Below are 22,877 nucleotides of genomic sequence, written 5' to 3' on the forward strand. Positions count from 1 at the left end.
TAGGCTGGCGGTCGTGGAAGGCATCGTGCGGGTCGGCGTCGTCGAGGACGACCCGCACAGCAGGGATCTCGCGGTCGCGCACCTCGCCCGGTACCAGGAGGAGCGCGGCACGCGTTTCGACGTGTCGGTGTTCGACGACGGTGCCGGCTTGCTGGCCGGATACCGCGCCGACTACGACCTGCTCCTGCTCGACATCGAGATGGAGCGGGTCTCGGGCATGGCCGCCGCGCGTCGCGTGCGCGAGCTCGACGACGACGTGGTGATCGTGTTCATCACGAACTCGCCGCGCTACGCGGTGGGCGGCTACGAGGTGCAGGCGCTGAACTACCTGCTCAAGCCCGTGGCCTACCCCGCCTTCGCGCAGGAGCTCGACCGGGTGCGCGCGCAGCTGGCGCGGCGCCGGCGCCGCACCGTGCTGTTCCAGGCGGACGGGGCCTACCACCGCGTCGACGTGGCCGACATCACCTACCTCGAGAGCGCGGGTCACCGCGTGATCGTCCACACCCTCACCGGCACGCACTCCGTCGTCTCGTCGCTCAAGGCCATGGAGGCCGAGCTGGACGGCGCGGACTTCCGCCGCTGCAACAGCGGGTACCTCGTGAACCTCGCGCACGTGACGGGGGTCGAACAGAACGACTGCAGGCTGCGCGACGGCACGGTGCTGCCGATCAGCCGTCCCAAGCGCCGGGCGTTCCTCTCGGCGCTGGCCGCGCACATCGGATCCGTCGGGGCCGCGTCGTGATCGGCGACGTGCTGCCCGACATCCCCCGCCTGTGCACCGGAATCGCCGAGTGGGGCGCATGCGTGGTGTACCTCGCGATCCTGCGGCGCCGCGTGCGGCTGCTGCCGCTGATCGGGCTGCTCGTGGCGGGGCTCGCGGCCCTCGTCGCGACGCAGCTGCTCGCGGGCGCCCTCCCGCTGCCGCTGTGGACGGCCGGCATGCTCGCCGCGGTCGCGGTGATGTTCCTCTTCCTGCGCTCGGCCGTCGCGGGCGGCTGGGCGACGACGGCGTACCTCACGGCCCGCGCCTTCGTGCTGGCCGAGCTCGTGGCCTCGCTGCACTGGCAGCTGCACACCTACTTCTTCCGCAGCGCGGAGCTCACCCCGCCCGCCGTCGCGCTGCTCGTGGTCACCTACGGCCTGTGCTTCGCGCTGGCCGGAGCCGCCGAGGCGCGGCACATGCCGCGCGAGGACGCGCTCGAGGTGGGCTGGCGCGAGGTGATCTCGGCCGGCGCGATCGCCGCCGCCACCTTCGCCCTGTCGAACCTGAGCTTCCTCACCGCCAACACCCCGTTCAGCGGACGCCTGGGACCGGAGATCTTCTACATCCGCACCCTCGTCGACCTGTGCGGCTACATCGCCCTCTACGCGCAGCAGGAGTGGCGCACGGAGCTGCGCATGCGCGCGCGGAACGAGGCGATGCAGTCGCTGCTGCGCAGCCAGCACGCGCAGTACCGCGCCACCAAGCGCGCGATCGACGAGACCGCCCGCAAGCACCACGACATGAAGCACGCGATCCAGGCGATCCGGGCCGAGACCGACCCGGGCACGCGCTCGCGCCTCGTCGACGAGCTGGAGCGCTCGATCGCCGACGACGGCGCCGTCTTCCACACCGGCAACGCGGTGCTCGACGCGGTGCTGCACGCCAAGGCGTCCGCGGCCCGCGAGCACGGCGTCGAGATCACCTGCGTCGCCGACGGCTCGCTCCTGGACGGCCTCGACGACCTCGACGTCGTCGCCGTGATGGGCAACGCGCTCGACAACGCGATCGAGAACACCCGGCGGATCGATCCGGACAGCCGCGCCGTGCGCGTGGCGCTGTTCGCGCAGGACGACTTCGTCATGCTCCGCGTCGAGAACACCTTCGACGGCATCATCCATCGCGCCGACGGGCGCATCGTCTCGCGCAAGGCCGACCCGGCCGGCCACGGCTACGGCCTGCGCAGCATCCAGCAGACGATCGAGCGCTACAGCGGGACGGTCTCGATCGCCACCGACGACCGCTGGTTCTCCCTGCGGATCCTTCTCCCCCGCGTCCCCGCCTGACGACACGAATGCGAGTGAACTGGTGAGAATCCCCGAGCTCGACGACGATCGATACGTGCATCCGCTCCTGACGATCGTCGTTCCCGCCTACGACGCCGCCGCCTACCTCGATCGCGCGCTCTCGCCGCTGCGGGGCGTGGCGGGCATCGAGGTCGTCGTGGTCGACGACGGCTCGCGCGACGACACCGGGGCCATCGCCGATCGCTACGCCGCCGAGGAGCCCGAGATCTTCCGGGTGATCCACCAGCGCAACGCCGGCCACGGCGGCGCGATCAACGCCGGCATCGCGGCGGCGCGCGGCACCTACCTCAAGGTGCTCGACGCCGACGACTGGATCGATCGCCTCGCGCTCACCCGGGTGCTCACGACGCTCACGCGGCTGGAGCGCACGGGCGGCGTCGACGCGCTCGTGACCAACTACGTTCATGAACGCGTGGGCCGCTCCCGGCGCACGACGCGCTACTCCAACGTCATGCCGGCCGGGCACGTGTTCGGCTGGGAGGAGGTGGGCGAGTTCGGGCGCCGCCAGTACCTCATGATGCACGCGCTTACCTACCGCACGGCGCTGCTGCGGGAGGCGGAGCTGACGCTGCCGGAGCACACCTTCTACGTCGACAACCTCTACGTCGTCCGCCCGCTCGCCCACACGCGCCGCCTGTACTACCTCGATGTCGACCTGTACCGCTACTTCATCGGCCGCGCCGACCAGTCCGTCAACGATGCCGTGATGGTGCGCCGCGTCGACCAGCAGCTGCGCGTCACGCGGCTCGTGCTCGCCGCCCTGCCCCACCCCGACGACGTGCCGCAGGGGCTGTACGGCTACCTGCTGCACCACGTCGAGGTGCTGTGCGGCATCACCTCCGCGCTGCTCGTGCGGGCGGGCGGCTCGGAGCATCTCGAGCAGCGCCGCGAGCTGTGGCGCGAGATCAAGCACGAGAGCCCGTGGATCTACTCGCACCTGCGCCACGGCATGATCGGCACCAGCGCCAACCTGCCAGGCCCGGTCGGGCGCCGCGCCACGCTGCTGACCTACCGCGTCGCGCGCCGGGTGGTCGGCTTCAGCTGAGAGATCGCGCATCGTCGCCCGCTCGGTGAGCAACCACCCCGGGCGTTCCCCTAGACTGGAGGTCCAAGGGGAGTACTCCGACACGGTCGGCTCGTCATTACGGATGCATCGCATCCCGGGCCACCGGTTCCCATCCGGGAATGGACGAGACCTTGACATCGATTCGATCCTTGTCAGGTCTGGAGCCTTCGTGAACATCACCCCGCTCGTCTGGGGCATCACCCTCGCCGTCACCGTCGCATTCTTCGTCTACGAGTTCTACGCGCACGTGCGCAAGCCGCACGAGCCCACGATCGCCGAGTCGGCCCGCTGGTCGGCCTTCTACATCGGTCTCGCGCTGCTCTTCGGCGTGGGGATCGGCGTCGTGTCCGGGTGGACGTACGGCGGCGAGTACTTCGCCGGGTACCTCACCGAGAAGGCACTGTCGATCGACAACCTCTTCGTTTTCCTCATCGTGATGACCGGTTTCGCGGTGCCGCGCGCGTACCAGCAGAAGGTGCTGATGATCGGCATCGTGATCGCGCTGATCCTGCGCGGCGTGTTCATCGCCGTCGGCGCCGCGCTGATCGCGAACCTGTCGTGGATCTTCTACGTGTTCGGCGCCTTCCTGCTCGTGCTCGCCTACCGGCAGGCCCGCGGCGGTCACGACAGCAACCCGGCAAACGGCGCGTTCATGCGCCTGGTTCGCCGCACCCTGCCGGTGACCGACGAGTATCACGGCGACCGCCTCACCGTGCGCAAGGACGGCCGGCGCTGGGTCACGCCGATGCTGCTCACCATCGTGGCGATCGGCTTCATCGATCTCGTCTTCGCCGTCGACTCGATCCCGGCGATCTACGGCCTCACGAGCGAGGCGTACATCGTCTTCACCGCGAACGCGTTCGCGCTCATGGGCCTGCGGCAGCTGTTCTTCCTCATCGGCGGCCTGCTGGAGCGCCTGGTCTACCTGGCGCAGGGCCTGGCCGTCATCCTCGCGTTCATCGGCGTCAAGCTGCTGCTGCACGCGCTCCACGTCAACGAGCTGCCGTTCATCAACGGCGGGCGCGGCGTCGAGTGGGCGCCGGAGATCCCCATCTGGTTCTCGCTGGTGTTCATCGGCACGACGATCGCCGTGGCCGCCGTCGCGAGCCTCCTGAAGACCCGCAGAGACGGCCGCGCGGCCTCCCTGCCCACCCCCGATCCCATCACCGAGAAGGAAGCGTCGTGACCAGATCGCACCCGAACCGAGTCGTCCTCCGACCCCGATAGTCCCAAGGCGCCGGCCGCACGACGCGCCGGCGCCGACCGACGAGGGGGCCTCCTGTGAGCGACCTCGTCTGGAACATCGCCCTCGTCTTCGTCTTCGTCCTCGTGGGCGGCGTCTTCGCCGCGACCGAGATGGCCCTGGTCACGCTGCGCGAGAGCCAGCTCAACGCGATCGCGGCACGCGGCCGCCGGGGCGAGAAGGTCGCGGACCTCGCCCGCAACCCGAACACCTTCCTCTCGGCGGTGCAGATCGGCGTCACCGTCGCCGGCTTCGCCTCGTCGGCCTACGGCGCCACCTCGATCGCCCCGGACGTCGCGCCGCTGCTGACGACCCTCGGTGTCCCGGAGGCCCTGGCGTTCACGCTGGCGACGGTGATCCTCACCCTCGTGATCGCGTTCCTCTCGCTGGTCCTCGGAGAGCTGGTTCCCAAGCGCCTCGCAATCCAGCGCAACGCGCAGTTCTCGTACGCCGTGGCCCCGGTTCTCGACGGCTTCGCCACGCTCATGCGCCCGGTGATCTGGCTGCTCTCCGTCTGCACGAACGCCCTCGTGCGCCTGCTCGGCGGTGACCCGCACAAGACCGCCGACGAGCTCAGCGAGGAGGAGATCCGCGACATCGTCGCCACCCATCAGGGTCTGCCCGACGACGAGCGGCGCATCCTCGACGACGTGCTGTCGCTGCGCGGGCGCCAGGTGAGCGAGGTCATGCGCCCGCGTCCCGAGGTCGTCGCGCTGGACAGCGCGGCGACCGTGGGCGCGGCGACCGCGCAGGTCCGCGACCTGCCGTTCTCGCGCTACCCCGTCTCCGACACCTCGATCGACGACATCGTCGGCTTCGTCCACGTGCGCGATCTCTTCGAATCGGCGGCGGATGACCCGGACCGCCCGCTGGACCGCGTGATGCGCCCGATCCCCTACGTGCCCTCGACCGCGCGCGTGCTGCCGACGCTCACGAGGCTGCGTGCGGACGGCCACCAGATCGCCGTCGTCGTCGACGAATACGGCGGCACGGACGGCATCGTCACGCTCGAGGACCTCGTCGAGGAGGTCGTCGGCGAGATCTTCGACGAGTACGACACCGAGACGACGCCGTCCTCCGCGGGCGGAGTGCTCGAAGGGCGGCTGAACCTGCAGGACTTCGAAGAGATCAGCGGCCTGGAGCTGCCGCGCGGTGCCTCGGACACGATCGCGGGCTTCGTGACGGAGCGCCTCGGCAGGCTCGCCGCGGTCGGCGACGCGATCGAGGTGCCCGGCGCGGTCATCCAGGTCACCGCGATGGATCGCCGTCGCATCGCCTCGGTGCGGGTGGTGCCGGTAGTCGACACCGTCGGCGCCGACGCCGCCGGTTCCTAGGCCAGACCCCGCGCGGTGAGGGCGTCGGCGACGTCGTCGGCGTGGCGGAGGGTGAGCACGAGCAGCGTGACGATCGCGTGCGCGCCGAGCCGCACGCCCCGGGCGCGCTGCGCCTCGCGGATGCGCCGCGAGAGGTCCGCGATCACCGGCACGGCCGCGATCGTGAGCGAGACCGTGAACGCCACGCGCCAGGGGTCGACGCCGAACCGCCGCAGCGGCTCCAGCGCGCGCTCGAGGGTCTCGAGCAGCTCCCCCATCGGCGTCGTGAGCGTCACGAGGGCCGCGAGCAGCACGACGGCGACGACGCGCGTCGTGCCCAGGAGCGCGGCCTCCGGCCCGAGGAAGATCAGCTGCGAGGCCGCGAGGACGAGGACGATCCACTTGGCCCGCCACAGCTGCCGCCCGAACTCGACCACGCCGAGCCCGCCGAGCAGGAAGAGCGCGAGCACCGCCAGCAGCGAGCCGGCGGCCGTCCACGGGGTGTGCGGCGCGAGCGAGACGGCGAGCGCGAGCACCGCGAGCGCCACGAGCTTCGCCGCGGCGGGCGCGCGGTGCAGCGGGCTGCGGCCGGCACGGTAGAGCGCGATCACGCGTGCTCCGCCCGGTAGCGGGCGATCACGGCGCCGGGCTCGCCCGCCTCGGCCAGGCGGCCGTCGGCGAACCGCAGCGCCACGTCGCAGCGGGCCGCGAGGTCGAGGTCGTGCGTGACGATGAGCACCTGATCGGCGACGTCGCCCCGCTCGTCGCCCTCGAGGAGCAGATCGGCCATGCGGCGTGCGTTGCCGAGGTCCAGCAGCGTGGTCGGCTCATCGGCCACGAGCACGCGCGGCCGCCGCACGAGCACGGCGGCCAGTGCCAGCAGCTGCCTCTGCCCGCCCGACAGGCTGTACGAGGGCTGATCCGCGCGGTCGGCCAGCCCGAAGCGGGCCAGGGCGTCGGCCACGCGCGCGGGGACCTCGGCCTTCGCCACCCCCGCGGCGCGCAGGGACAGCGCGAGGTCCTCCGCGGGGGTCGGCATGAGCAGCTGCGCGTCGGGGCTCGTGAAGAGGAAGCCCACCGCCTCCCGCGCCCGGCGCGGGTCGCGTCCCACGTCGATCCCGGCCACCGAGATCGTCCCGGACGTGGGTCGCACGAGGCCGTTGAGGGTGCGGGCGAAGGTGGACTTGCCCGACCCGTTCGCGCCGATCACCGCGATCCGCCGCTGCGGCAGCGTGACCGTGACGTCGCGGAGGATGCGCGCGCCGTCGATCTCGACGCCGAGGCCGCGTACCTCGATGGGCTCGGCCGTCACGCCGCCGTCCGCGCGCGCGCGGCGCGCACCGCCGGGGGGAACGCCGGCGGGTAGGCGCGGAACAGCAGGAGCGTGAGCACCGTCGCCACGAGCGCCTTGATGGCGTCGCCGGGCAGGAAGGCGACGGTGAAGAGCGCCGCCTGCTCGAGCGAGAACCCGCCGATCGCGGCGTACAGCGGGATGCCGACGGCGTACACGACGGGCATGCCGCCCACCACGGCGGCGAGCAGGACGCGCCACCAGGTCAGCCGGCCCGAGTGCGCGATGAGGCCGGTGACGATCGCGCCCGGCAGCCAGCCGATCAGGTAGCCGACCGTGGGTCCGGCGAAGACGCCCAGCCCGCCGCGGCCGCCCGCGAGCACGGGCAGGCCGATCGCGACGAGCACGAGCACGATGAGCACGGCGGCTCCGCCGCGCTTCCACCCCAACACGGTGCCGGCGAGCATCACGCCGAGGGTCTGGGCGGTGATCGGCACGAGGCCCGGCACGGGCACGGGGCCCATGAGGCCGAGCACGACGATGAGGGCGGCGAAGACGGCGACGCGCGCCAGGTCGCGCGCCTCCCAGGGGTCTCGGGTCATGCGCTCGAACCTATCGCGCGCCCGCGCCGCCCATCCGGAGCCCGGGCACAAGAGTGAGCAGCACGATCAGGATACCGAGCACAAAGACCGCGGGGAATCCGGCGGCGGGGCCGATCGCGAGGAACAGCAGCCCCATGATCGCGATCACGGCCGACGAGCCGACCGCGTCGGAGATCTGCAGCGCCGAGGAGTTGAAGCCCTGATCGCGCGGGCTCGAGTACGCCAGCATGAGCACCGACAGCCGCGCGTACACGAAGCCCATGCCGAGGCCGCCGATGCCCCACGCGATGGCGGGGACGATGCCCGGCCAGCCGAACACGGCCGAGGCGAGCACGAGCCCGATCGACGAAGACAGCAGCCCCACACCGGCCAGGACGAGCCGCCGGTCCCCCACCCGGTCCGCGTGCCGGGCCGACAGCTCGGCGCCGAGCGCCCACGTGATGCCGGCGATCGTGAGCCCGAGGCCCGCGAACGTCGACGACCAGCCGTAGCGGTCGATGAAGAGCTTGGGGATGTAGACCTCGGCACCGAAGAACCCGCCCGCCAGCACGCCGCGCATGAGGATCACCGACGGCAGTCCCGGGGCGGCCCGCAGCGTGCCGCGCGGCAGCAGCGGGACGACGGCGATGCCGACGACCGCGAGCGCCGCGGCCGCCACGACCCACGACCAGGGGTCGGCCAGCTCGCCCGACAGCGCGAGTCCCAGCGCGGCGGCGGCCACCACGACCGCGAGCAGCAGCCGACGCACGAGGGCGCGCCCGGCGCCCTCGGCCGGGTGCTCGGCGTGGGCGTTGATCCCGCGCAGGCGCGGCGCGATCATGAGCAGCGCCGCCACCGCCAGCACGGCCACCCCGCCGAAGACCCAGCGCCAGTGCAGGAACTCCGCCACGGCCCCGGCCACGAACGGTCCCACGAGCGAGGGCACGATCCAGGCGGCCGAGAACAGGGCGAACACCCGGCCGTGCAGCGCGGCGGGGAAGATCCGCGCGACCACCACGTAGAGCGCCACGATCTGCCCGCCCGATCCGAGGCCGAGCACGAGCCGGCCGAGGACGAGCACCTCCATCGTCGGCGCGACCGTGTCGATGAGCAGCCCCGCGACGAACATGCCCACGGCGGCATACAGCGGCACGACGGGGCCGGTGCGGTCCGACCACGCCCCGACCGCGACCATGCCGATGACGCTCGTGGCGAGGGTGCCGGAGAACGCCACGGCGTACAGGGCCTCGCCGTGCAGCGCGTCGCTCACGGCGGGCATCACGGTGGTCACAGCCAGCGACTGCACGGCCGCGAGGAAGATGAGGGCGAACGCGCCCAGCGTCACCCAGACGTAGCGCGGGCTCCAGATCGTCTCGCGCGGCGCGCGATCGGCGCCCTCGACGATCGGGATGGGGCCGGTGAACTCGTGCGGGCTGCTCACGAGGCGCTCAGGGTGCCGATGCGCTCGAGCGCGGAGGTGAGGATCTCCGGGCCCGTCCCGATGTTGATCCGCGCATACCCGTGCCCGGGCTCGCCGAACGACGGGCCGGGGTTCAGCGCGACGCGCGCGTCCTTGAGGATCCGCGCCGCGGGGTCGCCGCCCCAGCCGAGCGGCGAGAAGTCGACCCATGCGAGGAACCCGGCCTGCGGCGGCAGGTAGCGCGCGCCGGGCGCGTGCTCGGCGAGCAGGCTCGTGAGCAGGTGCCGGTTGGCGTCGAGGCGCGCGATGAGGGCGTCGAGCCACGCGTCGCCGTGCGCGAGCGCGGCCTGACCGGCGATGACGCCGAGGATCGACGTGCGCCACTCGACCTCGTCGGGGATGCCCCAGACGACCCTGTTCGGACCGTCGGCCGCGGTCACCATGAGGGCGCACTTGAGGCCCGCGAGGTTGAAGGCCTTGCTGGCGCTCGTCAGCGCGATGCCCACCTCGGCGGCCTCGGGCGCCGCGGTCAGGAACGGCGTGAACGTCGCACCGGGGAGGGTGAGGGGCGAGTGGATCTCGTCGCTGATCACCCAGGCTCCGTGGCGGTGCGCGATCCGGGCGAGCTCGGCGAGCGTGTCGGCGTCGTGCACGGTGCCGGTGGGGTTGTGCGGGTTGCAGAGCAGGATCGCGCGGGCGCCGGCCGCGAAGGCCCTCTCGATGCCCTCGAGGTCGAGGCGCCAGCCGGCGTCGTCGCGCCGCAGCGGCACGCGCTCGGCCACCGTGCCGCTCTCGGCGTGCACGTCGAAGAACGGCGGGTACACGGGCGGGGTGACGATCACGCGGTCGCCCGGCCGGGTGACCGCGCGCAGCACCTCGGCCACGCCCATCATCACGTCGCACGTGGTGCGGATGCGCGACGGATCGACGCTCCAGCCGAAGCGGCGGGCGGCGAAGGCGGCGAACGCCTCGGGGATGCGCGCGTCGCGGGGCGGGGCATAGCCGGTGTCGCCGCGGCGCACGGCGTCGAGCAGCGCAGTCTCGATGGTCTCGGCGAGCGCGAAGTCGGTCTCGGCGACGAACAGCGGGAGCACGTCGTCGGGATAGCGTGTCCACTTGCTGCTCGTGCGGGTCCGGAGGAGGTCCAGGGGCAGGGCATCAAGAGGCGTCGTCACCTGCTCGATCCTATGCCGTCCCCGGACATGTCGAAGGCCCCGTCCGCGGACGGGGCCTTCGGGTGGCGATCAGATCGAGAAGCCGAGCGCGCGCATCATGTCGCGGCCGTCGTCGGTGATCCGCTCGGGACCCCACGGCGGCATCCAGACCCAGTTGATCCGGAACTGCTCGACCACGCCGTCCAGCGCCTGCGCGGTCTGCTCCTCGAGCACATCGGTGAGCGGGCAGCCGGCGCTGGTGAGCGTCATGTGGATGACGAGCGCGTCGTTCTCGTCGTCCCAGCCGAGGTCGTAGATGAGGCCCAGGTCGACCACGTTCACCCCGAGCTCGGGGTCCATGACGTCCTTGAGGGCCTCGGTGACCTCGTCGTACTTCTCGGGAGCCAGCGTCGCGGTCATAAGGGGAACCTTACTCTCTTACGCCTCGATCGGGGCGTCCGCCGGAAGGTACTCCGCGTAGCCCTGGGCCTCGAGGCGCTCGGCGAGCTCGGGGCCGCCCTCCTCGACGATCTTGCCCTTGACCATGACGTGCACGTAGTCCGGCTGGATGTAGCGCAGGATGCGCGTGTAGTGGGTGATGAGCAGCACGCCCAGGCCCGTGTTGTCCTTGGCGCGGTTGACGCCCTCCGACACGATCTTCAGCGCGTCGACGTCGAGGCCCGAGTCGGTCTCGTCGAGCACGGCGATCTTCGGCTTGAGCAGCTCGAGCTGGAGGATCTCGTGGCGCTTCTTCTCGCCGCCCGAGAAGCCCTCGTTGACGTTGCGCTGCGCGAACTTGGGGTCCATGCGCAGGGCCGCCATGCCCTCCTTGACGTCCTTGGTCCACTGGCGCAGCGCCGGGGCCTCGCCGTCGATGGCGGTCTTGGCGGTGCGCAGGAAGTTCGTCACCGTCACGCCCGGGATCTCGACCGGGTACTGCATGGCCAGGAACAGGCCGGCGCGGGCACGCTCGTCGACGGCCATCTCGAGGACGTCCTCGCCGTCGAGCGTGATCGAGCCGCTCGTGACCGTGTACTTGGGGTGGCCGGCGATCGTCGACGCCAGGGTCGACTTGCCCGAGCCGTTGGGGCCCATGATGGCGTGGGTCTCGCCCGAGCGCACGGTCAGGGTCACGCCGTTGAGGATCGGCGTGGTCCCCTCGTCGGTCTCGACCGTGACGTGCAGGTCCTTGATCTCGAGGACAGTCATGTTGATTCCTTCGTGTGGAGAGTTCGTGGGGCCTTGCTCAGGCCTGCTTGATGGCGGTGGGATCGATGAGCACGTCGCCGTTCTCGATCGTCACCTCGTAGACGGGGACCGGCTCGTAGGCCGGGAGGTTGAGCGGCTTGCCGGTGCGCAGCGAGAACGCCGAGCCGTGGGCCCAGCACTCGAGTGTGTCGCCCTCGACGAAGCCCTCCGACAGCGAGATGTCGCCGTGCGTGCAGGTGTCGCCGATGGCGTGCACCTCGCCCTGCGCGTCGAGCACGAGCGCGATCGGAACGCCGTCGACCTCGACGCGGCGGGCCTGGTCCTGGACCAGGTCGCTCACGGCGCAGACGCGGGTGGCGCTCACTTCGCGGTCTCCTCCACCCCGGTGGCGAGCTCCTGCTCGATCGCCGCGGTGAGCTCCGCCTCGAGCTCGGGCAGACCGAGCTTCTGCACGATCTCCGCGAGGAAGCCGATCACCACGAGCCGGCGGGCCTCCTCCTCGGCGATGCCGCGGGCCTGGAGGTAGAACAGCTGCTCGTCGTCGAAGCGACCGGTCGCCGACGCGTGGCCGGCGCCCTTGATGTCGCCCGTCTGGATCTCGAGGTTCGGGATCGAGTCGGCGCGGGCGCCGTTGGTGAGCACCAGGTTGCGGTTGGCCTCGTACGAGTCGGTTCCCGTGGCGTTCGGGCCGATCAGCACGTCGCCGATCCACACGCTGCGCGCGCTTGCGCCCTGCAGCGCGCCCTTGTAGAGCACGTCGCCGGTGGTCTCGGCACCCTTGTGGTACAGGTACACCTGGCTCTCGAGGTGCTGGCCGGAGTCGGCGAACGACAGTCCGTAGACCTCGCCGTTCGAGCCGGTGCCGTCGAGCTCGACGTTCGGGTTGACGCGCACGACGCCGCCGCCGAAGCTCACCACGAAGTGGCGCAGCGTGGCGTCGCGGCCGACGCGGGCCTGGTGCGCGGCGGCGTGGATGGCCGAGTCGTCCCAGCGCTGCACGGCCACCACGGTGAGGGTGGCGCCGTCGCGCACGATGATCTCGACGTTCTCGGCCAGCTGCGCGGCGCCCTCGTGACGGATCACGACGGTGGCCTGGCTGTGCTCGAGCGCCTCGATGACGAGGTGCGCGTCGGCGCGGCGCTCGGCGCCCTGGCCGTCGATGCGCAGGACGATCGGCTCGGCGACCTCCTCCTCGCGCGGGATGCGGATGTGCAGCGCCTCGGTCGCGCCCTGCCAGGCGATGGCGGCGGGCAGGTCCTCGGGCTCGAACACCTCACCGCGCGGGGCGGTGCCGATCGCGAGCGGCGCGGCGGCGTACTGCTCTCCCGCCGTGAAGGCGTAGGACACGCCGTCGTTCTGCTCCGCCGGGGCGAACAGGGGCGCGAGCCGCTTGAGCGGCGCGTGCACCCAGTTGACCTCGCGGCCGGTGGGGGTGCCGAAGTCGGCCGGCTCGTACGAGCGCGGACGCTCCGAGCGGGTCTGGACCGGGACCGTGACCTCGTCCTGCGGCGGGATGATCACCGTGGCGGGGTCGCGATGGGCGTGCTCGTTCTGCGCCTCTGCAGGCGCCTGCGTGGTCGTCATCTCAGCCGACCGATCCTTCCATGCCCATCTCGATGAGCTTGTTGAGTTCGAGGGCGTACTCCATGGGCAGCTCGCGGGCGATGGGCTCGATGAAGCCTCGGACGATCATCGCCATCGCCTCGTCCTCGGGCATGCCGCGGCTCATGAGGTAGAACAGCTGCTCCTCGCTGACCTTCGAGACCGTGGCCTCGTGGCCCAGCTGCACGTCGTCCACGCGGATGTCGATCGCGGGGTACGTGTCGCTGCGCGAGATCGTGTCGACCAGCAGCGCGTCGCAGCGGACGGTGTTGGCGCTGTGGTGCGCGTTCTCGTCCACGCGCACCTCGCCGCGGTAGCCGGCGCGGCCGCCGCCGCGGGCGATCGACTTCGAGACGATCGACGACTGCGTGTACGGCGCCATGTGGATCATCTTCGCGCCGGCGTCCTGGTGCTGACCGGGACCGGCGAAGGCGACCGAGAGGGTCTCGCCCTTGGCGTGCTCGCCCACCAGGAAGATCGACGGGTACTTCATCGTGACCTTCGAGCCGATGTTGCCGTCGATCCACTCCATCGTCGCGCCCTCGTGCGCCACGGCGCGCTTGGTGACGAGGTTGTAGACGTTGTTCGACCAGTTCTGGATCGTCGTGTAGCGCACGCGGGCGTTCTTCTTCACGATGATCTCGACGACGGCCGAGTGCAGCGAGTCGCTCTTGTAGATCGGGGCGGTGCAGCCCTCGATGTAGTGGACGTAGCTGTCCTCGTCGGCGATGATCAGGGTCCGCTCGAACTGACCCATGTTCTCCGTGTTGATGCGGAAGTACGCCTGCAGCGGGATCTCGACGTGCACGCCCTTGGGGACGTACACGAACGAGCCGCCCGACCACACGGCCGTGTTCAGCGCGGCGAACTTGTTGTCGCCGGCGGGGATCACGGTGCCGAAGTACTCCTCGAAGAACTCGGGGTGCTCGCGCAGGGCCGTGTCGGTGTCCATGAAGATCACGCCCTGGGCCTCGAGGTCCTCGCGGATCTGGTGGTACACGACCTCCGACTCGTACTGCGCGGCGACGCCGGCGACGAGGCGCTGACGCTCCGCCTCGGGGATGCCGAGCTTCTCGTACGTGTTGCGGATGTCCTCGGGGAGGTCCTCCCACGACTGCGCCTGCTTCTCGGTGGAGCGGACGAAGTACTTGATGTTGTCGAAGTCGATCTCGCTGAGGTCGGCGCCCCACGTCGGCATCGGCTTCTTCTCGAAGAGCGACAGGCCCTTCAGACGGTTCTTGAGCATCCACTCGGGCTCGGCCTTGAGGGCCGAGATGTCGCGGACGACGGCCTCCGTGAGGCCGCGCTTGGCGCTCGCGCCGGCGGCGTCCGGGTCGTGCCAGCCGAACTCGTACACCCCCAGACCTTCGAGCTCGGGGCGGTCGATCAGCACATCCGACATGCGGTCTCTACTCTCCTCGTGGGTCCCGAAACGGTGTCAGCCGGCCCGGCATTCCGGAGATGGAGTGCCGTACTGGGGCCCCGCTGTGGCGCAGGATTCACGCCTAAACTTGTCACTGATGCGACGAGCATTGCGCCCGCGTCTTTTCAGCCGTTCAATTCTACAGGTTCCCTCCCCATCGGCGCCGAGCGCTCGGTATTCGGAGGGGATCAGGAGGCACCACCCGATGGCCACCACCCACGCCGCTCGCCCGCAGACCGCACCTTCCCCCGTTCCCCTGCGGAAGAGCTGGCTCCAGCTCTTCGCGTGGCTGTCGTTCCTGTTCGAGACGACGATCATCGGCACGGGCGGCGCCGTGCGCCTGACCGGCTCGGGGCTCGGCTGCTCGGAGTGGCCGCTGTGCACCCCCGAGTCGCTGGTGCCCACCCAGGACCTCGGCATCCACGGCTTCATCGAGTTCGGCAACCGCACCATGACGGGCGTCGTCGGGATTGCCGCGATCGTCGTGCTGCTGCTCACCCTGGCGGCCGTCGGTACGCGCCGCCACGTGCTCACGGCCGTGTGGTTCGCGCTCGGGGGCGTCGTCGCCGCCGCCATCGCCTTCGCGCTCGTCGGCGAGTTCTGGGCCGCGGCGGCGGTGCTGCTCGTGGTGGTGATCGTCGCCGCCATCGTGTCGGTGCGCTCGATCCCGCAGCGCCGCGACCTGCAGATCCTCGCGTGGATCGTGGTCGCCGGCGTGGTGGCCCAGGCGCTGGCGGGCGGCATCACCGTGCTCACCGAGCTGAACGCCTTCCTCGTCGGCTTCCACTACGCGGCCTCACTGGCGCTCGTGTGCGTGACCGCGGCCTTCCTCGTGCGGCTGTACGACGTGCCCGGCCCGCGCGAGCGCGCCGTGCCCACCTGGTTCCTCGCGCTCACGCACGTGACGACGCTCGTGCTCGCGGTGACGGTGTTCTTCGGCGTGCTCACCACGGCCAACGGCCCGCACTCCGGCGACCCCGACATCGTGCGCGACGGCTTCGACGCCACCGTCCTCGCCCACGTGCACTCGTGGCCGGGATACCTCCTGCTCGGCCTCGTCGTCGTGCTCACGGTCGTCGCCGCCGCGCGCCGCCTGCGGCCGCTGCCGTGGCTGATCGCGCTGCTCGCGGTGATCCTCGTGCAGGTGGTGGTCGGCGTGATCCAGGCCCGCAACGGGCTGCCGGAGCTGCTCGTGGGCATCCACATGGTGCTCGCCGCGCTGTCGGCGGCCGCGTTCACTGTGGTGGTGCTGCGCCTGAAGCGGCCCGCCGCGGTCCAGGCCTGAGCGCGCGCGATCCACAGGCGGCGCATAGCGAGCGCATCGCCGACGCACGGGGTCGGCGCCGAGGGTGGTGGGAGTCGCTCACGACCGAAGGAGAATCATGTCTCGCACGCCCCGCCTGATCACCAGCGTCCCTTATGGGGTGCTCGTGGTCGGCTCCCTGGCCGCCACGGTCGCGGGAGGCGCCCTCAGCTTCCGCGCCCTCGACACGATGACGTCGACCCTGCTCGACGGCAGCGCCACCGGCGTGGAGGTGTACGCCGGCCAGGCGATCATCACGCTCGGCGCGCCCATCCTCGGCGCCGGACTCATCGGCCTCGCCCTCGCGGTGGCGCTGGCGGCCGCCAAGCGGCTCGCCCCCGCGCCCGCCGCGCCGGAGCCGGTCGCCGAGGAGGAGCCCGAAGTCGAGGAGGAGCCCGGCGTCGAGGAGGAGCTCACCGCGCCCTCGGAGCCGGCCGCGCCGTACGCCGCGAGCCCCGCGGACGCGGTGGAACGGGACGAGGCTCCCGCCGCGCGCTGACGCGCCGCGCACACGAAGGACGGCGGCCTCGCGATCGATTCGCGAGGCCGCCGTCTGAGCGTTCAGTCGCTCGTCGCCGTGGCGACGAGGATGCCCCTCGCGAGCGCGTGGAAGTGGCGGTTGAAGCCCAGGACCGCCGGCGTGGCGTTCTCGGGCAGCTCGAGCACGGTGTCGAGCGCGTCGACCACGAAGAAGTAGCGGTGCACGCCGGTGCCGGGAGGCGGGCCCGAGCCGACGTAGCCGGGCACGCCCGACTCGTTGCGCAGCGAGATGCCCGCCGCGGGCTGATCCTCGCCCGTGGCGAGCGAGGTCACGTCGGGCGGCAGGTTGTAGACGGCCCAGTGCCAGTAGCCCGAGCCGGTGGGAGCGTCCGGGTCGAAGCACGATACGGCGAACGACTTCGTGCCCTCCGGGGCGCCCGACCAGCTCAGCTGCGGCGAGGTGTCGGAGCCCCCGCCGGCGGAACCCCACTGGGCGCGCGGCAGCGGCTGACCCTCGGCGATATCGGTGCTCGTCACCGTCAGCGGCGCGAAGTCGCGCAGCGTGGCGAGTTCTGCATAGGGGTCATAAGAGAACATGGCGCCAGACTACTCAGCGCCCGCTCCGCGCGACAGGGTGCCGACACGCCGCCGGAGGCGCGGGGGCCCGCCTCGATTCGCGATCCGCCCCGCTTCCTGATAGAGTCGATCCTCGGTTCGGAACGCCGAAAGGCCCCGCTCCGGAACGCGCCTCTAGCTCAATCGGCAGAGCAACTGACTCTTAATCAGTGGGTTCAGGGTTCAAGTCCCTGGGGGCGCACCACAGCGAAACCCCTGGTCGATCGACCAGGGGTTTCGTCGTCTGCGCGGACCGGCGAGCCCGCGGAGTGGATCAATACGGGTCCGCATCGGTGCGTCGCTCCGTCACGCGTTCCGCGGTGCCGGCGTCTCCGACGGTGCGGGTGTGCTCGACGGTCGAGCGGCGACGCATGAGGAAGATCAGGCCGATGAGGAAGACGACGACGCCCGCACCCATCAGCAGGTAGCCGACGAAGTCATCGTTGAGCCCCGGGATGTCCAGCTCCAAGCCGAACGCGAGGATGGCTCCGAGGACGAACAGCACGATTCCGGTTCCGATACTCATACCCCGACCGTACGGAGGCCGCGCGGCGCCGTCATCAGGGTTGACAAGGCCGCTGCATACGGATTCGTATGCCCCCACCCCTCATGCAGGCCGCGGAATCCCGCGGCGGGTAGCCTGTGGGGATGCCCTCCCCCGCGCAGTCCTCCCCCGTCGCGCGTTTCGACGCCGAGGCCGATCTGGCCCTCGCGCTGCGCCTGGCCGACGCGGCCGACGCGCAGACGCTGGGCCGGTTCGACGCCGCGGACCTCGACGTGCGCCGCAAGGCCGACCGCACCCACGTGACCGAGGCCGACCTCGCGGCCGAGCGCGCCGTCCGCGACCTGCTCGCCGTCGAGCGCCCGGCCGACGGCATCTTCGGCGAGGAGTTCGGCGCCAGCGCGCAGGCGGATCGTCGCTGGATCATCGATCCGATCGACGGCACCGCCAACTATCTGCGCGGCGTGCCGGCGTGGGGCACGATGATCGGCCTGGAGGTCGATGGCGCGGTGCGCCTCGGTGTGGTGAGCATGCCGGCGATGGGCCGCCGCTGGTGGGCGGCGGAGGGCGCCGGCGCGTGGACGAACGCCGCGGACGGCGAGCGCGGCATCCGCGTCTCGAGGGTCGACGCGCTCGAGGACGCGAGCATCAGCTTCCAGAGCATCGCCCAGTGGCGTCAGGCCGGTCACCTGGACGCGCTGCTGGCGCTGCAGGAGCGCGTCTGGCGGGATCGCGCCTACGGCGACGTGTGGTCGTACATGCTGCTGGCCGAGGGGCGGATCGAGTTCGTGGGCGAGTTCGACGTGAAGGAGTACGACGTCGCCGCCGCGGTGGCCATCGTGCGCGAGGCCGGCGGTCGCTTCACCTCGTTCGAGGGCGAGGACTCCATCGCCACGGGCTCCGCCGTCGCCACCAACGGCCTCTTGCACGACGAGATCCTGCGCGTGCTGCACGGGACGGGCTCATGACGATCCGGCCCGCCGCCCTCGCCGCGATCGCCGCCCTCGGCCTCGCGCTCGCGGGCTGCGCGGGCGAGGCACCGGCTCCGGCCGACGACCCGGCGGGCGGCGGCGCGACGACCGAGCCCGCGCCCGCCGCCACCGTGGCGCCCGAGCCCGATGCGACCCCGACCGCGCCGGCCGAGCCGACGTGCGAGACGATCATCTCGCCCTACGTCGTCGCCGAGTTCGACGATCTCGGCTGGTCGGCACGCGAGGATCCCTTCGTGCTCGGCGCCACGGAACTGCCCGACGCCCTGCAGTGCATCTGGGGCGACCTGTCGGTGGCCAGCGACCACGTGCAGATGTACGGCTGGGCCCCCGTCGACGCCGAGACCGCCGCGGCCGCGCAGAGCACCCTGGAGGGCGAGGGATGGGTGCGCCTGGAGGAGTCGGGCGTCACCTACCTCACCGAGAACCCCGAGTGGGTCGTCATGGCCGACGACGAGGGCTACGGCATGACCTACGAGTTCGGCGACGGCTGGGTCGCGATGTCCGACACCAAGCAGGGACTCGAGATCATCCAGTGGCCGCCGGACTGACCCGCACAGCACAACGCCCCGCGGTCCGTGCGGATCGCGGGGCGTCGGCGTCACAGCGTGCGATGCGGTTCGGTGGAGCTGGGGGGAATCGAACCCCCGTCCAATGCTGAGTCTCTGGGGCTTCTCCGGGCGCAGTCTGTGAGGGCGTTCTACTCGGCTCCGACCTTCAGCACAGACACATAGGTCGACGAGCCCAGTCGAGGAAAAGTCCCGCGTGACGTCTCGACACCGTCACGCAGCAAGATCCCTAGATGACGCCAGAATCCGTGTCGGGATCACCCACGGTCTGACGGACTATCGGGCTCGCTTAGGCAGCGAGGGCGAAGTCAGTGCGCTTAGCGTTGGCACTTATTGTTTTTGCAGGGGGCGTTTACGAGATAACCCTGCATCCTCGGCCCGCTTCTCGCAGATTCACAAGCACTGTCGAAACCGATCAGCCCCGTGGATCCTTCTCGCGAAGGGAACCGCATATCGCACGCTGTGGAGTTACCAATGATCGACATCTGCCGAGCACTACAGACTACAACGGATCGACGACGCCCGCCATTCCGCATGTCGGTCGAGCCCTGCGATAGCGTCTGTCCAGACGAGAGACGGCGAAGGGAGCCGGTATGAGCGATGTGGTCATCTCGGTGCGAGGGACGGCCCAGCGCCGCGTCGCCCCGGAGCTCGCCGTCGTGAGCGCCCAGGTGCGGGCGGACGGGCCGGATCGGGCATCGGTGACGCGCCGGGTCGGGCAGGTGGCCGACACCGTGCGCTCGCGCCTGAAGGCACTGGAGGAGGGCGAGCGGATCGTGCGCTGGTCCAGCGAACGCGCGTACTTCTGGTCGGCCCGGCCCTGGAACAACGACGGCCGGCAGCTGCCGCCCGTCCACTACGGCACGGTGCAGTTCCGGGCGACGTTCGACGACTTCGCCGAGCTGTCGGGCTGGATCGGCGAGCTGTCCGAGATCGACGCCGTGCAGGTCGACGGCGTGGACTGGCGCCTCACCGAGGACACCCGCGCCCGGATCGAGCGCGAGACCGCGTCCGAGGCCGTCGGCGTCGCGCTCGAGCGCGCGAAGGCGTACGCCGATGCGCTCGAGCTGGGCGAGGTCGTGGCCGTCGAGATCGCCGACCACGACATGCTCTCGCGCGATGCCCCGCAGCCGTTCGCGGCGATGAGGGCGCGCGGCGCGGCCGCCGCATCCCCTCCCCCCGTCGAGCTGGAGCCCGAGGAGATCGTCATCTCGGCCACCGTCGAGGGCCGATTCGCGGCGCGCGCGTGACCGGCAGCGGCGACGCCCCGCCGATCGCCGAGCGGCTGGGCAGGATGATCCGGATCCCCACCGTCAGCGCCGAGCTCGACACGCGCGGGACGGCCCCGTTCGAGGAGTTCGTCGCGCTGCTGGCCGAGCTGTACCCGCTCACCCGCGCGCAGCTCGAGCGCGAGCGGATCGGCGAGCTCGGGCTGCTGTACCGCTGGCGCGGCGCGCGCGCCGACGACCCGATCGTGCTGATGGCGCACTTCGACGTCGTGCCGGCGCGCGCCGAGGACGGGTGGACGTTCGACCCGTTCGCCGGCCGCATCGCCGACGGCTGGGTGCACGGCCGCGGCGCCCTCGACGACAAGGGCCCGCTGCTGGTCATCCTCGAGGCGGTCGAGCAGCTGCTGCGCGAGGGGGTGACGCCCGCGCGCGACGTGTACCTCTCCTTCGGCGGCAACGAGGAGACCTACGGCACCGCCGCCGCGACGATCGCCGAGACGCTCCACGACCGCGGCGTCACGCCGTGGCTCGTGCTCGACGAGGGCGGCGCGGTCGTCGACGCTCCCCTGCCCTTCGTGACCGGCCGCGCGGCGATGATCGGCCTGGGCGAGAAGGGCGTCGCCACCCTGCGGCTCGAGGCCGCCGGCGACGGCGGGCACGCCTCGGCCCCGCGCGGGCCGACGGCGATCGCGCGCCTCGCGCGAGCGGTGGACCGGCTCGACGCGGGCACCTTCCGGCCCCGGGTGCCGGCGTCCATCGCCCGCATGCTCGCCGTGCTCGCCCCGCGCGCGACGGGCATCGCCGCGCCGGGGCTGCGACTGCTGTCGCGCCTCCCGCGCCTGGCCGGCCCCGTCCTCGCGCGCGTGGGCGGAGAGTCCGCGGCGCTCGTGCGCACGACGATCGCCGCCACCCGCCAGGCGGGCGGCACCGCCGACAACGTGCTGCCCGCGCGGGCGACCGCCACCTTCAACGTGCGCATCATCCCGGGCGAGACAATCGGATCGGTCATCGCGCGCGTCCGGCGGCGCATCCGCGATCCCCGCGTCTCGGTCGAGCTGGTGGGCGGCGACGATCCGTCGCCCGAGGCGCCCGCCGACGGGCCGGCCTTCGCCGCGCTCTCGGCGGCGGTGGCGGCCGCGTTCCCCGACGCCCTCGTCGTGCCGTACCTGATGATGCAGGCAAGCGATGCGCGTCACTTCCACCGGCGCTGGCGCCCCGTCTACCGCTTCGCGCCACTGGAGATGTCGGCGCAGCAGCGCGCGGCGATCCACGGCGTGGACGAGCGCGTCGAGATCGCGTCGCTGGAGCGCGGGCGCGACTTCCACATCGCACTGATCAGGGGACTCGCATGAGCGCACCGACCGCCCGGCTGGGCGCCCTCCTCGGCATCGTCGGCTTCCTCGCCGTCGTGGAGTTCACGAGCGGGATCATCCAGGGCTACTACACGCCGATGCTCACCGACATCGCGCGGCATCTGGGCGTGCACGACGCCGACGTGAACTGGCTCGAGGGCTCGCAGCTCATGCTGTCGGCGCTCGTCGTGCCCGCGTTCGCCAAGCTCGGCGACATGATCGGCCACAAGCGCATGCTGCTGATCTCCACGGCCCTCACCGCCGCCGCCTCGCTCGCGCTGCCGTTCACCGACTCGTTCACGGTGTTCCTCGTCGCCTGGGCGCTGCAGGGGTTCTACGTGGTGTGGCTGCCGCTCGAGGTGGCGCTGATCTGGGCGCGGGCGCGGGCCATCGTGGCGCGCACGGGCCAGGGCGCGCCGTCGGCGCTGACGGCGAAGGCGGCCGGCGTGCTCGTGGCCGCGCTCGAGGCCGGGGCGATCACGGGCGCGCTGGTGGGCGGGGCGCTCGTCGACGCGCTGCCGCTGTGGATCGTGCTGCTGGTGCCGGCGCTGGCGATCGTCGTGTGCTTCTTCGTGATCCTCTTCGGCGTCGACGAGTCGCCGTACCCGGCCGGCGGCGTGTTCGACACGACGGGCCTCGTCCTCGTCTCGCTCGCGCTCGTCGCGCTCACGGGCGGCCTCAGCCTGCTGCGGCTCAACGGCGCCGGCGATCCGCTCCCCTGGCTCGTCGTGGGGGCGGGCCTGGCGCTGCTGATCCCGTTCGCGCTGTGGGAGCTGCGCCGGGCCGATCCGCTCATCGACGTGCGCATGTTCCGCAACCCCGCGCTGTGGCCCGTCTTCCTCACCGCGGGGCTGTTCGGCGTCAGCGTGCTCGGGGCGCAGGCGCCGCTGTCCACCTTCGCCCGCACCGATCCCGCGGTGCACGGTTACGGCCTCGGCACCGCGGGATTCACCACATCGCTGCTCATCGGCTTCTACCTCGTGGCGATGATCGTCGGCGCGCTGCTGTTCCCCATGCTCGCGCGCCGGATCACGCCGCGACGCGCGCTCGTCCTCGCCGCCGCGTGCGTCGGCGTCGGTTTCCTGCTGTTCCTGCCGCTGCACGACTCCTACGTGCAGGTCACGGCCAACATGCTCCTCGTCGGCCTCGGCTCGGGCGCGCTCGTCGCCGCCCTGCCCGCGGCCGCCGCGGCGGCGGCTCCCGAGGCGCAGACCGGCGTGGCGACCGGCCTGACCAACTCGGTCAAGACGGTCGGCGGTGCGATCGCGTCGTGCGTGTTCGGCATCGCGCTGCTCGGCGGTGCCACGGGCGCCGCCGGCGGCACGGCGGGCTCCTTCGCCGGCTACGTGACCGTGTGGGTCGTCTGCGGCGCCACGGCGCTGCTGGCTGCGGCCGCGCTGCTGCTGGTGCCCCGCCAGGCCTTCACCGACCGGCCCGCGGATCTGCCGATCGTCGTGTGACGCGAGCGG

The 22,877-nt window shown here is 71.6% G+C and carries 24 protein-coding genes, 1 tRNA gene and 1 other RNA gene; 13 read left to right on the plus strand and 13 right to left on the minus strand.

The features are described 5' to 3' along the window. The first annotated feature begins 13 nt into the window (after positions 1–13). The 5 genes from E3O41_RS08720 to E3O41_RS08740 all read left to right on the plus strand — a co-directional run bounded on the left by E3O41_RS08720 (position 14) and on the right by E3O41_RS08740 (position 5,710). Positions 14–742 (plus strand): LytR/AlgR family response regulator transcription factor, encoded by a 729-nt coding sequence (locus tag E3O41_RS08720; protein WP_240482454.1) that lies wholly within the window; start codon positions 14–16, stop codon positions 740–742. Then, entirely contained in the window at positions 739–2,046 is a 1,308-nt protein-coding gene (locus E3O41_RS08725; protein ID WP_135012266.1) for an ATP-binding protein, read from the plus strand. Before E3O41_RS08720 ends, E3O41_RS08725 begins: the two co-directional genes overlap by 4 nt. A 55-nt stretch (positions 2,047–2,101) precedes the next feature. Continuing rightward, positions 2,102–3,112 carry a glycosyltransferase family 2 protein gene (locus tag E3O41_RS08730; RefSeq protein WP_067027209.1) on the plus strand — a complete coding sequence of 337 codons (1,011 nt, stop codon included), beginning with the start codon at positions 2,102–2,104 and terminating at the stop codon, positions 3,110–3,112. A gap of 190 nt (positions 3,113–3,302) precedes the next feature. Then, positions 3,303–4,319 carry a TerC family protein gene (locus E3O41_RS08735; protein ID WP_067027212.1) on the plus strand — a complete coding sequence of 339 codons (1,017 nt, stop codon included), beginning with the start codon at positions 3,303–3,305 and terminating at the stop codon, positions 4,317–4,319. A gap of 95 nt (positions 4,320–4,414) precedes the next feature. Beyond that, positions 4,415–5,710: a hemolysin family protein gene (locus tag E3O41_RS08740; protein ID WP_067027214.1), complete on the plus strand. Its 1,296-nt coding sequence runs from the start codon at positions 4,415–4,417 to the stop codon at positions 5,708–5,710. Here the strand turns inward: E3O41_RS08740 and E3O41_RS08745 are convergent. The 10 genes from E3O41_RS08745 to sufB all read right to left on the minus strand — a co-directional run bounded on the left by E3O41_RS08745 (position 5,707) and on the right by sufB (position 14,348). After that, positions 5,707–6,300, minus strand: coding sequence for an energy-coupling factor transporter transmembrane component T (locus E3O41_RS08745; RefSeq protein ID WP_067027216.1), 594 nt, complete (start codon positions 6,298–6,300; stop codon positions 5,707–5,709). The two genes, E3O41_RS08740 and E3O41_RS08745, sit on opposite strands and share 4 nt — an antisense overlap. Further along, positions 6,297–7,001 (minus strand): energy-coupling factor ABC transporter ATP-binding protein, encoded by a 705-nt coding sequence (locus E3O41_RS08750; RefSeq protein WP_083991002.1) that lies wholly within the window; start codon positions 6,999–7,001, stop codon positions 6,297–6,299. Before E3O41_RS08750 ends, E3O41_RS08745 begins: the two co-directional genes overlap by 4 nt. Next, entirely contained in the window at positions 6,998–7,582 is a 585-nt protein-coding gene (locus E3O41_RS08755) for a biotin transporter BioY (protein ID WP_067027219.1), read from the minus strand. Before E3O41_RS08755 ends, E3O41_RS08750 begins: the two co-directional genes overlap by 4 nt. Before the next feature lie 10 nt (positions 7,583–7,592). Then, positions 7,593–9,002 (minus strand): MFS transporter, encoded by a 1,410-nt coding sequence (locus E3O41_RS08760; protein ID WP_240482456.1) that lies wholly within the window; start codon positions 9,000–9,002, stop codon positions 7,593–7,595. After that, positions 8,999–10,156: a MalY/PatB family protein gene (locus E3O41_RS08765; RefSeq protein WP_067027221.1), complete on the minus strand. Its 1,158-nt coding sequence runs from the start codon at positions 10,154–10,156 to the stop codon at positions 8,999–9,001. Before E3O41_RS08765 ends, E3O41_RS08760 begins: the two co-directional genes overlap by 4 nt. Before the next feature lie 69 nt (positions 10,157–10,225). After that, on the minus strand, positions 10,226–10,555 hold the full coding sequence (locus E3O41_RS08770; RefSeq protein WP_067027222.1) for a metal-sulfur cluster assembly factor: 330 nt from the start codon (positions 10,553–10,555) through the stop codon (positions 10,226–10,228). Positions 10,556–10,573: 18 nt separating this feature from the next. After that, entirely contained in the window at positions 10,574–11,344 is a 771-nt protein-coding gene (sufC, locus tag E3O41_RS08775; protein ID WP_067027224.1) for a Fe-S cluster assembly ATPase SufC, read from the minus strand. A 37-nt stretch (positions 11,345–11,381) separates the two neighbouring features. Beyond that, positions 11,382–11,708 carry a non-heme iron oxygenase ferredoxin subunit gene (locus E3O41_RS08780; RefSeq protein ID WP_067027225.1) on the minus strand — a complete coding sequence of 109 codons (327 nt, stop codon included), beginning with the start codon at positions 11,706–11,708 and terminating at the stop codon, positions 11,382–11,384. Continuing rightward, the gene (gene sufD, locus E3O41_RS08785; RefSeq protein WP_067027227.1) at positions 11,705–12,928 is read right to left on the minus strand and encodes a Fe-S cluster assembly protein SufD; all 1,224 of its coding nucleotides are present in this window, start codon (positions 12,926–12,928) and stop codon (positions 11,705–11,707) included. Before sufD ends, E3O41_RS08780 begins: the two co-directional genes overlap by 4 nt. Position 12,929: 1 nt before the next feature. Beyond that, positions 12,930–14,348 carry a Fe-S cluster assembly protein SufB gene (gene sufB / locus E3O41_RS08790; protein ID WP_067027229.1) on the minus strand — a complete coding sequence of 473 codons (1,419 nt, stop codon included), beginning with the start codon at positions 14,346–14,348 and terminating at the stop codon, positions 12,930–12,932. A gap of 226 nt (positions 14,349–14,574) precedes the next feature. Between sufB and E3O41_RS14430 the strand changes: the two genes are divergently transcribed. Together E3O41_RS14430 and E3O41_RS08800 are read left to right on the plus strand one after the other, a co-directional pair. Next, positions 14,575–15,654 carry a COX15/CtaA family protein gene (locus tag E3O41_RS14430; protein ID WP_067027231.1) on the plus strand — a complete coding sequence of 360 codons (1,080 nt, stop codon included), beginning with the start codon at positions 14,575–14,577 and terminating at the stop codon, positions 15,652–15,654. A gap of 97 nt (positions 15,655–15,751) precedes the next feature. Then, positions 15,752–16,171: a hypothetical protein gene (locus E3O41_RS08800; RefSeq protein WP_135012270.1), complete on the plus strand. Its 420-nt coding sequence runs from the start codon at positions 15,752–15,754 to the stop codon at positions 16,169–16,171. 62 nt (positions 16,172–16,233) lie between these two features. Here the strand turns inward: E3O41_RS08800 and E3O41_RS08805 are convergent, their stop codons facing one another. Continuing rightward, on the minus strand, positions 16,234–16,749 hold the full coding sequence (locus E3O41_RS08805) for a YbhB/YbcL family Raf kinase inhibitor-like protein (protein WP_067027236.1): 516 nt from the start codon (positions 16,747–16,749) through the stop codon (positions 16,234–16,236). Between the two features lie 147 nt (positions 16,750–16,896). Between E3O41_RS08805 and E3O41_RS08810 the strand changes: the two genes are divergently transcribed. Then, positions 16,897–16,972: transfer RNA gene (locus tag E3O41_RS08810), tRNA-Lys, on the plus strand. A gap of 69 nt (positions 16,973–17,041) precedes the next feature. Here the strand turns inward: E3O41_RS08810 and E3O41_RS08815 are convergent. Further along, positions 17,042–17,293, minus strand: a complete 252-nt coding sequence (locus E3O41_RS08815) for a DUF6458 family protein (protein ID WP_067027238.1) — start codon at positions 17,291–17,293, stop codon at positions 17,042–17,044. A 122-nt stretch (positions 17,294–17,415) separates the two neighbouring features. Here E3O41_RS08815 and E3O41_RS08820 point away from each other — a divergent pair, with 122 nt between their 5' ends. Both E3O41_RS08820 and E3O41_RS08825 read left to right on the plus strand, forming a co-directional pair. Then, the gene (locus E3O41_RS08820; RefSeq protein ID WP_067027240.1) at positions 17,416–18,237 is read left to right on the plus strand and encodes an inositol monophosphatase family protein; all 822 of its coding nucleotides are present in this window, start codon (positions 17,416–17,418) and stop codon (positions 18,235–18,237) included. Continuing rightward, a complete protein-coding gene (locus E3O41_RS08825) occupies positions 18,234–18,809 on the plus strand; it encodes a hypothetical protein (protein WP_067027242.1) in 576 nt (191 codons plus the stop codon). Before E3O41_RS08820 ends, E3O41_RS08825 begins: the two co-directional genes overlap by 4 nt. Before the next feature lie 70 nt (positions 18,810–18,879). Here the strand turns inward: E3O41_RS08825 and ssrA are convergent. Further along, positions 18,880–19,250: a transfer-messenger RNA gene (ssrA, locus tag E3O41_RS08830) on the minus strand. Between the two features lie 170 nt (positions 19,251–19,420). On the opposite strand from ssrA, the gene E3O41_RS08835 reads away from it, so the two are divergent. Genes E3O41_RS08835 through E3O41_RS08845 form a run of 3 tightly spaced genes read left to right on the plus strand, consistent with a single transcriptional unit; the run spans position 19,421 to position 22,868 of the window. After that, on the plus strand, positions 19,421–20,077 hold the full coding sequence (locus tag E3O41_RS08835) for an SIMPL domain-containing protein (RefSeq protein ID WP_067027244.1): 657 nt from the start codon (positions 19,421–19,423) through the stop codon (positions 20,075–20,077). Further along, the gene (locus E3O41_RS08840; protein ID WP_240482459.1) at positions 20,074–21,408 is read left to right on the plus strand and encodes a M20/M25/M40 family metallo-hydrolase; all 1,335 of its coding nucleotides are present in this window, start codon (positions 20,074–20,076) and stop codon (positions 21,406–21,408) included. The genes E3O41_RS08835 and E3O41_RS08840 overlap by 4 nt, the downstream gene beginning before the upstream one ends. Beyond that, on the plus strand, positions 21,405–22,868 hold the full coding sequence (locus E3O41_RS08845) for an MFS transporter (protein ID WP_067027246.1): 1,464 nt from the start codon (positions 21,405–21,407) through the stop codon (positions 22,866–22,868). The genes E3O41_RS08840 and E3O41_RS08845 overlap by 4 nt, the downstream gene beginning before the upstream one ends. The last annotated feature ends 9 nt before the right edge of the window (positions 22,869–22,877 follow it).

This window comes from Microbacterium sediminis, assembly GCF_004564075.1.
Taxonomy (GTDB): Bacteria; Actinomycetota; Actinomycetes; order Actinomycetales; family Microbacteriaceae; genus Microbacterium; species Microbacterium sediminis.

Excerpts from the sequence above, each read along its gene's own strand:
- E3O41_RS08755 (WP_067027219.1), bottom strand. The coding sequence starts at position 7,582 with ATGACCCGAGACCCCTGGGAGGCGCGCGACCTGGCGCGCGTCGCCGTC.
- E3O41_RS08770 (WP_067027222.1), bottom strand. The coding sequence starts at position 10,555 with ATGACCGCGACGCTGGCTCCCGAGAAGTACGACGAGGTCACCGAGGCC.
- sufC (WP_067027224.1), bottom strand. The coding sequence starts at position 11,344 with ATGACTGTCCTCGAGATCAAGGACCTGCACGTCACGGTCGAGACCGAC.
- sufD (WP_067027227.1), bottom strand. The coding sequence starts at position 12,928 with ATGACGACCACGCAGGCGCCTGCAGAGGCGCAGAACGAGCACGCCCAT.
- sufB (WP_067027229.1), bottom strand. The coding sequence starts at position 14,348 with ATGTCGGATGTGCTGATCGACCGCCCCGAGCTCGAAGGTCTGGGGGTG.
- E3O41_RS14430 (WP_067027231.1), top strand. The coding sequence starts at position 14,575 with ATGGCCACCACCCACGCCGCTCGCCCGCAGACCGCACCTTCCCCCGTT.
- E3O41_RS08800 (WP_135012270.1), top strand. The coding sequence starts at position 15,752 with ATGTCTCGCACGCCCCGCCTGATCACCAGCGTCCCTTATGGGGTGCTC.
- E3O41_RS08805 (WP_067027236.1), bottom strand. The coding sequence starts at position 16,749 with ATGTTCTCTTATGACCCCTATGCAGAACTCGCCACGCTGCGCGACTTC.
- E3O41_RS08815 (WP_067027238.1), bottom strand. The coding sequence starts at position 17,293 with ATGAGTATCGGAACCGGAATCGTGCTGTTCGTCCTCGGAGCCATCCTC.
- E3O41_RS08820 (WP_067027240.1), top strand. The coding sequence starts at position 17,416 with ATGCCCTCCCCCGCGCAGTCCTCCCCCGTCGCGCGTTTCGACGCCGAG.
- E3O41_RS08825 (WP_067027242.1), top strand. The coding sequence starts at position 18,234 with ATGACGATCCGGCCCGCCGCCCTCGCCGCGATCGCCGCCCTCGGCCTC.
- E3O41_RS08835 (WP_067027244.1), top strand. The coding sequence starts at position 19,421 with ATGAGCGATGTGGTCATCTCGGTGCGAGGGACGGCCCAGCGCCGCGTC.
- E3O41_RS08845 (WP_067027246.1), top strand. The coding sequence starts at position 21,405 with ATGAGCGCACCGACCGCCCGGCTGGGCGCCCTCCTCGGCATCGTCGGC.